Here is a 13,311-nt window from a genome sequence, read left to right on the forward strand (position 1 = left end):
AATTTCTTCCGGAATATGAAAATGTGGACGGAATCATGGCATTTTACCGTAAAAATGAATCCAGATGTATTCTTGTGGCTGCTAATTTCGGAAAGGATGCTGCAACAATGAAACTGAAAAGCGGCATAAAAAAAATATGGCTTTCGAACCGGACAGAGGAAATGGTAGGCTTTGAAGTAGCTACTTTAAATCTACGGAGCTGTGAAGTGGTTGTTCTGGAACTGGAAAATACAAATAACTGATATGTAAGCAGATTGGAAAGGAGCATTTTCAGCAGGAAGAATATGCTGGATATCATCAGGTGCTGCATATGACGGTTTTCATCGTTGACAGCAGAATGTGGAACTGATAAAATAAAATTATCAGCAAAGAAGCTGTCTCGAAGATGTAATAGTAACGTGTGACAGTAGTGCTATTACATCTTTGAGACAGCTTTTTTTGCAGAAAAGGAGAGTAAGAAAATGAAAAAACGATTAGCAAAAGTGCTTGCACTGGGACTGACCGCAGCAATGGTTGCCGGAGCACCGTTATCTGCCATGGCATCTGAAGTAAATGCGGCAGATCAGGCAGGAGAAACATCTGCTGTCGCAGAAAGTGCAGGTTCAGCAGATGAGACAGAAGCGGATGATGGTATTGCATCACAGGATCAGAATGATGCATCACAGGATCCGGTGGTTAACGGTGTGGATCCGATGTCCTTAGATGGCGTTATCCAGCTGGATGATGGAAACTGGTATTATTTTAATCATGGAAAATGGCAGTATGTTAACGGTCTGTATCCAAACAGTGCCGGATGGTGGTATGTTGAAGACGGACAAGTTGATTTTTCACATGAAGGCTTGGAAACTTACGGTGGCTCTGAATGGTATGTAAAGAATGGTCGGATCCAGTTTGACTACAACGGTCCGCTTGCCATGACAATCACAGATGACAGTTCAGAGGAAACACGTCAGACTCTTTATTATATCAGTAACGGACGGGTAGATAACGGATTTACCGGTCTGGCACAGGCGACACTGAACGGAGAAGATGGATGGTTCTATTTCCAAAATGGTATGTGGGATCAATATCCGGATACCAGCTTGGCAGAGTATGGCGGATCATGGTGGTACATTGCAGATGGCGGAAAGATTGATTTCAATTACAAAGGTACTGCTTATTTCAATGATGTTGAATGGTATGTCGAAGGCGGAAGAGTTGATTTTAGTTTTACCGGAAGAGCAGAAGGCGATCAGGTGGTTGCTGATGGGATGGAAGTTCCGTTCCAGACTTATTTTGTGAACGGTATGCAGCAGATGGACCTGACCGGTGTATATTATACCGAAGTGAAAGGAAACTATGGCTGGTACGGCTTTTACAAGGGTCAGCTGGCAAGCAGAGACTGGTACTATGGACCGACGATCGGTTATGTACTTTCCAATGCAAGTGGATGGTGGTACATTAATCCGGAAACCGGTCTGGTAGATTTTAATTATACCGGTCTGGCTGAAAATGACTATGGCATCTGGTATATGAACAACGGACAGATTGATTTCGGTTATACCGGATTTGTAAAACAGCGTCCATACAAACTTGATTTTGGATATGATTACTATGATCTGTATGCAGTAACCGGTGGAAAAGTAGATTGTAACTATGATGGTATCCTCTGGACAACCATTGATGGTGTACCAGGCTGGTATGGATTTGTAGATGGTTGGCTGGCATCTGATCAGGCTCTTATGAAAAAAGACGATGGTACCTGGTGGTATGTCGGTGAAAACGGAATGGTAGATTTTACTTATACAGGCAGAGCACAAACAGCTTATGGTGAGTATTATATAAGAAACGGACAGATTGATTTTGGCTTTAACGGTACGGTGCAGGAGATGAGCGGTACGTATAAGTGCTATCAGAATGGAAAAATGCTGGATTGGGATTTTAATGGTCTGGTAGAGACTACCGTCGATGATGAATATGGCTGGTATTATGTAAAAAATGGCTACATCATGCATGATCATAATAATGACAAGAATGAGAATCCCTGGTATGAACTTGTTTCCAATGATGCAGGCTGGTGGGCTGTTTCCAATGGAAAGGTAGATTTTTCCTATACCGGATTTATCTATGACAATGTAAATGAAACCAATGGTGCATGGTATGTAAGAAACGGACAGATTGATTTTGGCGCAAACGGATTTATCAAGGATCCGGCTTCTGATATTTACTATTATTATGTGGTTAACGGATATGTAAATCATGAACTGTATACGGTTGCACAGGGAACCATCAATGGCGAAACTGCATGGTGGTGCGTTGAAGGAGGCGGATGCGTTCCAAATGCTTTTACAGGTACTGCAGAGTATGGCGGCAAAGTATGGTATTATGATAATTCCAAGATTGATTTCAGCAAGAGTGGTACTTATGAGCATAGCCAAGGATTAATGCGGAATGATTCCACATATGTTTCAATCCATTATATGTATGAAGTAGTAAATGGTCAGGTTATTACCATGACAGTTCATGTTGCTGAGGGGGATCAGCTACAACAATAATGGTGCGGGCGTTTCTGTACGGATAACTGTAAGTAAAGGGCTGTCCTGGAACGATCATAAGCAATGTGACAGTGATGTTTATGATATTCCGGGGACAGCTTTTTTATTTGATAGGAAATTACGATGAATTTCCTATCAAACAAAAAACGCTCCGCGAGGATGCGACCAGATGCATGTGGAATATGTCTGCTAAAGCAGACTGCATCTGGCGCGCAAAGCGTAACAAGTCCCTCAAAGATTGAGGGATTCAGGGAGTTTGAAGCGGACTTGTCCGCTTTGTTCTTGGAAAGGAGAGTTAGAGAGAATGATGAAAAAGAGACTGAAAAAAGTCCTTGCACTGGGGATGGCAGCAGCTATGCTGGCCGGTGCACCATTGCCCGCAATGGCTGCAGAAGCAGCACCGGCGGACGCAGCAGTGACAGCGGAAACACAACCGGAAATCGCAATGCAGGCAGCTGATGAAGACGCAGCTGGAACGGCACTGCCCAATGGTGTTGATCCACTGACATTGGACGGTCTGGTTCAGCTGAATGACGGCAACTGGTACTACATGCAAAACTGCAGGGTGAGTGGTGCTGCCAATAAAACGGTAAAACCGGCATGTGGCAGCTGGTGGTATGTAGGTGGTTGCAGAGTAGATTTTTCTTATACCGGATTTGGCAGGAATGGCGCTGATAATTGGTATGTTCAGAATGGTCAGGTACAGTTCGGTTATACCGGAATTGTGACTGCAAAGGATGAAACGAATCGTACTTACGTTTGCTATGTGACAAATGGACGATTGGACACAGACTATACCGGATTAGCCTATGGAACCGTAGACGGTGTGGAGGGATGGTATAACTTCCATGACGGATATAACTTCCATGAAGGGTATTTGAACAAAGGCAAAGAGCTGGTGGAATATAATGGCGCATGGTGGTATGTCAGTGATGAGAGAAAGGTCGACTTCTCCTATACCGGAATCGCCTACAATGAAGCCGGTGGCTGGTATGTCAGAAACGGACAGGTCGATTTTTCATATAACGGAATACTTGAGTACGAGGTGATTGACGGACCTTTTGTAATACCATATCAATATCATTTTGTAAATGGAAAGTTGAATGAAGGGCTGACTGGTTTATATTATACAACCGTAAATGGAAAAACAAACTGGTATGGATTTCAGAATGGTGCCATTGCAACTTTTGAGGAATACGAAGATTCTTATGGTACCTTATTTTTGAATGAAAGTGGCTGGTGGTATGTCGATCCCATTCACGGAACGGTTGATTTCAGTTATACCGGATTGGGAAAAACTGTGTTTCCGGGAGATGATCGGTATCATTACTGGTATGTGAAGAACGGACGGATAGACTTTAACTATAACGGATTTCTTGAATTGTACGGGGGTGTGTATTATGTGAAAAATGGTCAGGTAGATGAAACCGTCAATGGTGTATATCAGTATACGGTAAACGGAAAAACAGCCTGGCATGGTTTATGGAGAGGTAAAAAGGCTTATAACGAAGTGTTAATGAATCCAAACGATGGCAGCTGGTGGTATGTCAGAGATGGACTGGTTGATTTCAGTTATACCGGAATGGGAACCCGGCATGATTGGACAGGGGATACATCTGACACCTGGTATATCAGAAACGGACAGGTCGATTTCTCTTATTCCGGCTGTGTGGCAGCTGACGGAAATACCCGTTACTTGCGAAGATATTACCTGGTCGAAAATGGCAGATTACGGAAGGAAGTTTCCGGTTTGGTGCAGGCGACTGTCGAAGGAGTAAATGGATGGTGGAAGATTGATCAAGGAGTTATTACCGTTCAAAGCGGTGGCAGTGAGACATTTCTGGTATACTATAATGGCGACTGGTGGTATGTGTTGAACAGCGGACAAGTTGATTTTTCCTTTACAGGCTTGAAAGGGTATAATGGAGAAACCTGGTATGTGGAAAATGGCCGTGTAAACTTTGACAAGACAGGATTTGTAAACCTGAGTGGGGATACCACCACGAGATATACCTATATTCAGAATGGCCATCCGCTTCCTTATGGTTTCTCGGGACTGTTCTATGCAGAATTAGATGGAAAAACTACATGGTGGCAGATAGAAGAGGGCCATTGTGATTATTATGGTGGTCCTGAACCGTCACATTATGAGAGACCAGAGAGCTTTGCAGCAAATGAAGAAGGTCTGTGGGCTACGAATAACAGTCAAATCTCTTACGGCATAACGGGTGTGTATAAAACAATAGGTAGAATTGGTTATAGTAGTAGCTATTCTATTGAGGTAGAGTATACATATAATGTTGTAAACGGACTGGTAACAGAGATGCAGGCGGTGATTCTGTAAGCTGCAGGAAAGCAGCGGTATTACTAATGGGAAAACTGTAACGGGCATTCTTGAAAGTATTATTCCAGAGCAGTTTTAGAAAAGGAGAGAAAGAAGGATATGAAAAAACGAATGACAAAAGTCCTTGCACTGGGGATGATGGCAGCTATGCTGATCAGTGCACCACTGTCCGCAATGGCTGCAGAAGCAGCACCGGCGGACGCAGCATTAACAGCGGAAACACAGCCGGCGGACGCAGCAGCGACAGTGGAAACACAGCCGGAACTCGTAATGCAGGCAGCTGAGGAAGAAGCAGCTGCAACGGCATTGACCAACGGTGTTGATCCAAGGGCATTGGATGGCCTGGTTCAGCTCAATGACGGTAACTGGTACTATATGGAAGATGGTCGGCTGAGTTCTAACGCAAGCAAATCGGTAAAACCGGCATGCGGCAGCTGGTGGTATGTATCCGGATGGAAAATTGATTTTTCTTTTACCGGATTTGGCAAAAATGGGGATGATCTGTGGTATGTAAAAGACGGTCAGGTACAGTTTGGCTATACCGGCGTTGCAAGAGGAACGGATCAATATGGAAATACGTCTACTTATTATGTAACAAATGGCCGGGTAGACAAAAGCTTTCGTGGATTAGCCTATGGAATCTATAACGGTGAGGAAGGCTGGATCAATTTCTGTGACGGAAAACCGAAATATTCCTATGAGAGCCTGGTGGAGTATAATGGTGCCTGGTGGAAAATGTCTGGTTATATGATAGATTTTGACTATACCGGCGCTGCATCCAATGAAGCAGGTACCTGGTATGTCAGAAACGGTCAGGTTGATTTCGGTTATACCGGTGTGATTGAAGGAAAAAGTGGAAGCAGATCGTACCAGTATTATTTTATCAATGGAAAGGCAAACGAAAATCTGACCGGCGTGTTTTATACAAAGGTAAACGGAGCAGAAGGCTGGTACGGATTCTATAAAGGGGAACTGGCAACATCGGATGATTACTACGAAGTGCCGGGCAGAGTCCTGTCAAATGCAAGCGGCTGGTGGTATATCGATCCGAAAACCGGACTGGTAGATTTTAATTATAACGGACTGGGTATCACGGAGGATGACGACTGGTACCATTGCTGGTATGTGGAAAACGGACAGATCAATTTCAATTATAACGGACTTTATAATTATCACATCAGATATGTCGGAGACGTTCTGTGCTACATCACAAATGGCCAGGTAGATCCGAATGTCAATGGTGTGTACCAGCTCACAGTAAATGGACAGACAAACTGGTATGGATTCGTTCAGGGAATGCAGACAGAGAACGAAGTGTTGATGAATCCGTATGACGGCAGCTGGTGGTATACCGGAGATGACGGACTGGTTGATTTCTCCTATACCGGCATTGCTGAAAGATATGATCAAAATGGAGACGAAGTTGATAGCTGGTATATCAGAAACGGTCAGGTAGATTTCTCCAGTAACGGATGGGTAAAGATAAATAACTATTATGTATATGTCCGGAACGGAAAGCTGCAGACCGATGTGAACGGACTGGTACAGGCTACCATTGATGGAAAAGACGGCTGGTGGGAAGTAGACCGTGGCACGCTCTTTTACAATACGAATCATTACTACACACTGTCCTATTATGGCGGCAGCTGGTGGGCGGTATATAACAGTCAGGTAGATTTTTCCTACACTGGTTTTGTGGAATATGATGATACAAGCTGGTATGTGGAAAATGGTCGTGTAAACTTTGATAAGACAGGTTTTGTCAAGACAGAGGAAGCAGACACTTATGCATATGTGCAGAACGGTCACTATAATGAAACTCTTCATGGAGCGATCTATGGGGAATTGAATGGAAAGAACAGCTGGTGGCAGGTAAAGAATGGAAACTGTGTGCATTCTGCGAATGCGGCATGGAACGGAAAACCGGACGGCTTTGCAGCTAATGAAAATGGCCTGTGGGCAATTGTGAATGGTGAGGTTGCTTTTGATGTGACCGGTGAATATTCATATGGAACTTATTATTCTGTTTCCAGAGAGGATTCAATATATGTAAGCTATATTTACCAGGTAGAGAATGGTCTGGTAACATCTATGCAGGCAACTGTTTTAGATCGTTAAATAAATGGTTGCAGAAAACGCAGCATACAAACAGGGAGAGAGGTGGAAAATACATATGAAAAAACGATTTGCAAAAACAGTGGCGCTGGTGGTGGCGACAGCCCTGACAGCAGGAGCACCGGTATCGGTCATGGCAGCAGAAGAGCAGTCAGAAACGGTGGCTGTGCAGGAAGTGTCAGCACCGGAACTGCCTCAGGGTACCGATCCGATGACGTTAGATGGAATGCAGCAGCTCAACGACGGTAACTGGTACTATATGGAACATGGAAAAGTGTCTGACAAAGCAAACGGTACATTGCAGCCGGTTGGGGATGAGTGGCTGTATGTGGGCAGGTACCGTGTGGACAATTCCTACACCGGTCTGTGTGCCAACGAAGCAGGAACCTGGTATGTTGCGAAAGGGAAAGTACAATTTGATCATACCGGTGTGGTCAGTCAGAGAGAGAACGACAGGACGAACTGGTACTATGTGACAGATGGTAAGGTGGATACCGGTGTGAACGGACTTTGCTATGTGTCGATCAATGGCACTGAGGGCTGGTATAATTTTAAGGACGGCATGGTGACCGGGGCATATCATCAGCTGGTGGAGTACAATGGTTCCTGGTGGTACATCGGGAAAGATGCCGAGGTTGATTTTTCCTATACCGGTGTGTGTCAGAATAGTGCAGGAACCTGGTATGTGAAAAACGGGCAGGTAGATTTCGGATTTTCCGGTGTGCTGGAAGGAAAAAGTGAGAACTTCCATAAACCGTACAAATATTATTTTGTAAATGGAAAAACGTATGAACGTGTGCATGGTGTCTATTACACAACGGTAAATGGTGTATCCGGCTGGTATGGATTTTACAAAGGAGAGCTGGCGACGACAGCACCGTATGGAGTAGCAAATCTGCTGCCAAATGAAGCCGGCTGGTGGTGCATTGACAGCCTGACCGGTCAGGTAGATTTTTCCAAAAACGGTTTCGAGTTTGTGCGGGAAGAAAACGGAACCGGACATCTGTGGTATGTCAGAGACGGCCAGGTAGATTTCAGCCGCAACGGTGCGTATATTTATCCAGATCATGTTATACCCGCCGAAAAATATTGCTGGCTCGTGGGTGGTCAGATAGATCAGACCTGCTCCGGTGTATATTATCTGAATCTGGATGGAATAGAAGGCTGGTATGGATTTTTAGAAGGACAACAGATTACTTATACCTTGCTTCCAAATCCGGATGACGGCAGCTGGTGGTATGTGGGTGGAAACGGACAGGTAAATTTTTCCTATACAGGTATCTTTCGGGCAAAGGATCATAGCTACCACCTGGCAGAAGATGCGTGGTATGTGCGAAATGGTCAGGTGGATTTCTCTTACACCGGTCTGGTATATGAGAATGAGAAATGTTATCTGGTTCAGGATGGCCGTGTTCAGAAAGAAAATAATAGTCTTGCGTATCTGACTCTGAATGGAGAGACTGCATGGTGGCAGGTGACAGACGGCTATATTTGCACCGAGAATGACAAAAAGTATGACGAAGAAACACTGGTGTACTACGATGGAAGCTGGTGGTATGTGAAAAACCACAAAGTAGATTTCTCTTATAATGGATTCGTGGATTACAAGGGTACGCTGTGGTATGTGAAAAATGGCAGATACAGCTATGAAACGACAGGATTTGTAATGGCGGATGGATATTCCTGCTATTATGTTACAAACGGACGATTTGATAATTCTTACGAAGACGTTGTGTATGGCAGCATTGATGGTGAAACTGCCTGGTGGATGATTAACAACGGACGCTGTGCTTACTGGAAAATGGCAGAAACACATACGGAACCGGACAGTTTTGCAGCGAATGCAAACGGTTTGTGGGCATGCAATGACGGCAGGGTGAATTTTGACCTGAACGGTCCTTATACCGGCACAGTGCCTTACAATGTGGAAAAAAACCAGAGGGTGATGATTCGGTATCACTATCAGATGGAAAACGGTCAGGTGACAGGACTTCAGGTTGAGGTAGTGTAAATTTTTGCCAGAAAAGAACAGATGGTCGATAAATAATTAAAAAAAGGATTAAAAAACACGCAGGAATGATGAATTTTGTCTTGTTCTGTCTGTGGAATGCCGCTATAATAAAAGTAATTGAGCAAAAAAGGACAGATTTATTGATCTGGCCAGAACATAGGAAAGAAAGATGAGGTTTTAAATGAAAAGATTTGCGGCAATGTGTTTGATTGCATCCATGATAGCTTCCATGGGCAGTGTGACAGGATATGCAGCAGAAGCTGATGGAGCAGGGCAGACAGCGGTTTATCAGACCGCAGATTCTGCTTCCGATGAGACCGAAGTGTTGGATGTATCGACAGCAACGTATCCATCTGACTGGGATCCGGAGGATCCGCTGAACGGAAGGGCATATCGACAGCAGCAGGAACAGGAAAACTTGGGGACATCCGATGAAGCGGCTTACCGTTCTTCGGCCGGTGAGCTGGCACGAAGCAGCAGCAACGTGACGACAAGCTGGCCGAAGTATAACGGTGGAACGACGACATACATACATAATTCTGAAAATGTAACAGGTAAAAATGTCATTGCGGGAATTGATGTATCCTATCATCAGGGAAGTATTGACTGGAATAAAGTTAAAGCATCCGGGGTACAATTCGTGATCCTGCGTGCAGGATACCGCGCTTACGGTTCCGGAAGTATGGCACAGGACAGCAGATTTGCAGAATACTACAAAGGTGCAAAAAGTGTCGGATTAAAAGTCGGGGCATATTTTTATTCCCAGGCAACGACACAGCAGGAGGCAGTAGAAGAAGCGAATAAGACACTGAGCATTATCAACGGATGCAGTTTTGAAATGCCGGTCGCATTTGATTACGAATATGCTAATGATAAGTATGGCAACTGTGTCGGCAGACTGTACAATGCGAACCTGAGTAAAGCACAGAAGACAGCGTGTGCGAGGGCTTACTGTGATACCATCCGGGCGGCCGGTTATTCAACCATGATCTATGCAAATGCAGGATGGTGTGAGAAGGAGCTGGATACTGCCGCATTGCGGAAGGATTACCAGATCTGGATGGCACGTTATAATACCTATACTTACAAAGAGAGCAAAGACAAGGGACAGCGTTATGGCGGTCAGATTGATTTCTGGCAGTGCAGTGACAATGCAAAAATTAACGGTATCAATACAGCGGTAGATTTTGACTATTGGTATCAGCCTGCATCCGGCAGCATCGTTTACGACCAGAGTCTGCAGAGATGGGTGTATGCTATTGACGGTGTGATCCAGTATCAGGCTTGTGGACTTGCATCCAACGAACATGGCTGGTTCCGTGTGGATAATGGATTTGTAAATTTTGATTTCAACGGTTTATGTTCCAATGAAAACGGCTGGTGGTACCTGACCGGAGGAAAGATCGATTTTGATTACAACGGACTTGCATCCAATGAATATGGATGGTGGCAGATCCACGGAGGAAAGGTTGATTTCGATTATAACGGTCTGACGGCCAATGAAAATGGCTGGTGGCGACTTGCCGGTGGAAAAATCGATTTTGACTACAACGGTTTTGCATCCAATGAAAACGGAAACTGGAGAGTCATCGGTGGAAAGATTGATTTCAACCGTACCGGTGTGGATTTTGACGGTGCATCCTGGTGGCGTGTGGAAGGCGGAAAAGTCAATACAAATTATAACGGAATTGCCCAGAATGAGTATGGTTGGTGGTATATCCGTCATGGAAAAGTAGTGTTTGATTTTACCGGCTGGACAAAAGTCAGCAGTGGCAGATATTATGTACATAACGGCTGCGTAGACCGATAAGGGCAGAACGCAAAGCATGGAACAATCCGTGTAATCGAGATTTGGATGTTTTGACACCCAAATCATAATATAAAAAACGATATAAAAAGTGTCTCTCTGAGAAATTCAGGGAGACATTTTTGGATTCTGATGTTATACTTTTCTGGAGCAGTGAGATGAAAGAATGAATTTAAGCAGTAGAGTTATTGACCAAGAAGCCCACTTCAAAATCAGTGATTTAAGTGGTAGGGTATGTTACAATCTTGCGGTTCAAAGAATCTAAGTGTACATAAAAGTGAAATGGGGGATAAGAGAAGAATGATACTCAGAAAAAAAACGAGGCAATTACTGCGAGGCATTATAGTGCTTCTTATGGCAACGGGGCTGGCAGGTACCGCTGTGGAAGCTGATGCATCACAGAGCAGCTTTCAGGTAGAAACCACAGCCGGCGATGTGAGTGGCGCTGTGGGAGATGTGGTGGAAATTCCTGTGAAGATCAGCACAAAACAGGCACTGCGTGGATTTTCCGGAAAATTAAGTGGCAATTATGATGAAAATATACTGGAGTTTCAGGGACTGGACACGAAGGAACTTCCGGCGGATGCCATGGTATCTTCTTCAGGGGGTAATTTTTCTTATCTGAGCAGTTCCGGAGAGCATACATTTTCAACTGCATCTTATGGATTGAAATTTAAAATCCTGCAGGCGAGTGAAGAGCCGGTGACCGTCACAATCCAGGATCTGTATTATACAGACGGCAATGCAAGCAGTGAGAAAGTCTCCCTGACAGCAGCTGTCCGTGTGAACGGGACAGGCAATGGAGCAGCAGGAAGTGGCAATGCTGCAAATGAATCAGTATCCAATGCGGGAGCAGATTCCGGAAATCATGGAGGAGCGACAGGAGATTCTGCACATCCGGGAACAGAGGGCAGCAACGCAGCCGGGACGGATTCCGCAGAAGAGAAGGCACAAAAAGGTGGCGAACGTGCAGAGAGCGGGAATGATGTGGCTGCAATCAGTATGGACCCGGAGGAGAGCGTAAGTGGTCCGGCGAATGCCAGTTCAGATACCGGTGCCGATGATACCGGAAAAATGGTCAGAGGAAAAGGAACAACAAAAAATGGTTCCGCGCCAGTGGCGGTATTCGTCATTGTTGTGGTGGCAGCGGCAGTGGTTGGTATTACGGCCGGTGTGAAAATCTCCAAAAAACGGAAATAAAAACAGCATATCTTTGGATAGAAAAATGGATGTCTCCCGGGATTGGATGCCAGGGAGACATATTTTTGTGAAAAAACACGATTTTTAGCAGAATATGCATGAATATGCATAAAAAACGTTCAAATTATGATTGGAAACTAAGGTTATGCTTTACGAATCAGAGAAAAAATGTTACAATTCTGTTAAATACAGGAAAAAACAATTAAAAGATTTCAGGAAGGAAATAACATTATGAATACAACATTGGTTATTATGGCGGCAGGCATTGGCTCCAGATTCGGCGGTGGTGTGAAACAGCTGACTCCGGTTGGACCGAATGGCGAGATTATTATTGATTATTCCATTCATGATGCACTGGAAGCAGGATTTAATAAAATCGTGTTTATCATCCGTAAAGATATCGAGAAAGATTTCAGAGAAGTGATCGGAGACCGTATCGAGAAAATCTGTGATGTGGAATATGTATTCCAGTCTCTGGATGATCTCCCGGAAGGATTTGAAAAACCGGCAGACCGTACAAAACCGTGGGGAACCGGTCAGGCAGTAAGATGCTGCAAAGGTGTGGTAAACGAGCCGTTTGCAGTGATCAATGCAGATGATTATTATGGAAAAGAAGCATTTGTAAAAGTGCATGATTATCTGGTAAACTGCGGTAACACCAAATATCAGTATTGTATGGCAGGATTTATTCTGGACAACACGCTCAGCGATAACGGAACCGTTACTCGTGGTGTATGTCAGGTCGATGATGAGGAGATGCTTCAGAAGATTGTTGAGACCAGCGGCATTGCCCGTGATACAGACGGTATTGTAAAAGATGAAAATGGCAGCGAGATTCCGGAAGGAACGCATGTATCCATGAATATGTGGGGTGTGACACCGGAGTTTCTTGATGTACTTGACAAAGGATTCGCAGAGTTTCTGGCAAATGTAAAGCCGGGCAACATCAAAGCAGAGTATCTGCTTCCGACCATCATCGGCGATATGCTTGCCAAGGGTGAAGTAACGGTTAAAGTTCTGGAGACACAGGACAAGTGGTTTGGTGTAACCTATCAGGAAGACCGACAGACGGTAGTAGATGCATTTGCACAGCTGATCGCAGACGGCGTATATAAGACACCGCTGTTTTAAGGAATCCGTCAGACAGAAAAAAGAGAACTTCTGATCTCAGAAAATTGAGAGCGGAGGTTCTTTTTCTATTAAAAAAATATTAAAAATTTTGTGTCAGAATGATTGATGTTGACGCAAGGAGTGTGCTATGATAAGAACAAATTCAAGTCGAACGCACGTGAGACTTGGT

At 44.4% G+C, this 13,311-nt stretch carries 7 protein-coding genes and 1 pseudogene; all 8 read left to right on the forward strand.

Annotated features, from left to right (window positions below):
• Positions 1 to 242: pseudogene (locus HMPREF0373_RS16895) on the forward strand (glucohydrolase); the annotation flags it as partial.
• 219 nt (positions 243 to 461) lie between these two features.
• Positions 462 to 2,534 (forward strand): hypothetical protein, encoded by a 2,073-nt coding sequence (locus tag HMPREF0373_RS01590; protein WP_021737799.1) that lies wholly within the window; start codon positions 462 to 464, stop codon positions 2,532 to 2,534.
• A 304-nt stretch (positions 2,535 to 2,838) separates the two neighbouring features.
• The gene (locus HMPREF0373_RS01595) at positions 2,839 to 4,878 is read left to right on the forward strand and encodes an RHS repeat domain-containing protein (RefSeq protein ID WP_021737801.1); all 2,040 of its coding nucleotides are present in this window, start codon (positions 2,839 to 2,841) and stop codon (positions 4,876 to 4,878) included.
• Between the two features lie 99 nt (positions 4,879 to 4,977).
• Positions 4,978 to 6,996, forward strand: a complete 2,019-nt coding sequence (locus HMPREF0373_RS01600; protein WP_021737802.1) for a hypothetical protein — start codon at positions 4,978 to 4,980, stop codon at positions 6,994 to 6,996.
• Positions 6,997 to 7,051: 55 nt separating this feature from the next.
• Positions 7,052 to 9,004, forward strand: a complete 1,953-nt coding sequence (locus HMPREF0373_RS01605) for a hypothetical protein (protein ID WP_147597851.1) — start codon at positions 7,052 to 7,054, stop codon at positions 9,002 to 9,004.
• A gap of 181 nt (positions 9,005 to 9,185) precedes the next feature.
• Positions 9,186 to 10,814: a glycoside hydrolase family 25 protein gene (locus HMPREF0373_RS15855; RefSeq protein ID WP_021737804.1), complete on the forward strand. Its 1,629-nt coding sequence runs from the start codon at positions 9,186 to 9,188 to the stop codon at positions 10,812 to 10,814.
• A gap of 297 nt (positions 10,815 to 11,111) precedes the next feature.
• Entirely contained in the window at positions 11,112 to 12,011 is a 900-nt protein-coding gene (locus HMPREF0373_RS01615) for a cohesin domain-containing protein (protein WP_167618591.1), read from the forward strand.
• Between the two features lie 231 nt (positions 12,012 to 12,242).
• The gene (locus tag HMPREF0373_RS01620) at positions 12,243 to 13,142 is read left to right on the forward strand and encodes a nucleotidyltransferase family protein (RefSeq protein WP_021737806.1); all 900 of its coding nucleotides are present in this window, start codon (positions 12,243 to 12,245) and stop codon (positions 13,140 to 13,142) included.
• Positions 13,143 to 13,311: the final 169 nt, after the last annotated feature.

The sequence above is a fragment of the Eubacterium ramulus ATCC 29099 genome (assembly GCF_000469345.1).
GTDB classification, from domain to species: domain Bacteria; phylum Bacillota; class Clostridia; order Lachnospirales; family Lachnospiraceae; genus Eubacterium_I; species Eubacterium_I ramulus.

What these genes read in the sequence shown, in the direction of transcription:
- HMPREF0373_RS01590 (WP_021737799.1), top strand. Translation starts at nt 462, where the DNA reads ATGAAAAAACGATTAGCAAAAGTGCTTGCACTGGGACTGACCGCAGCA.
- HMPREF0373_RS01595 (WP_021737801.1), top strand. Translation starts at nt 2,839, where the DNA reads ATGATGAAAAAGAGACTGAAAAAAGTCCTTGCACTGGGGATGGCAGCA.
- HMPREF0373_RS01600 (WP_021737802.1), top strand. Translation starts at nt 4,978, where the DNA reads ATGAAAAAACGAATGACAAAAGTCCTTGCACTGGGGATGATGGCAGCT.
- HMPREF0373_RS01605 (WP_147597851.1), top strand. Translation starts at nt 7,052, where the DNA reads ATGAAAAAACGATTTGCAAAAACAGTGGCGCTGGTGGTGGCGACAGCC.
- HMPREF0373_RS15855 (WP_021737804.1), top strand. Translation starts at nt 9,186, where the DNA reads ATGAAAAGATTTGCGGCAATGTGTTTGATTGCATCCATGATAGCTTCC.
- HMPREF0373_RS01615 (WP_167618591.1), top strand. Translation starts at nt 11,112, where the DNA reads ATGATACTCAGAAAAAAAACGAGGCAATTACTGCGAGGCATTATAGTG.
- HMPREF0373_RS01620 (WP_021737806.1), top strand. Translation starts at nt 12,243, where the DNA reads ATGAATACAACATTGGTTATTATGGCGGCAGGCATTGGCTCCAGATTC.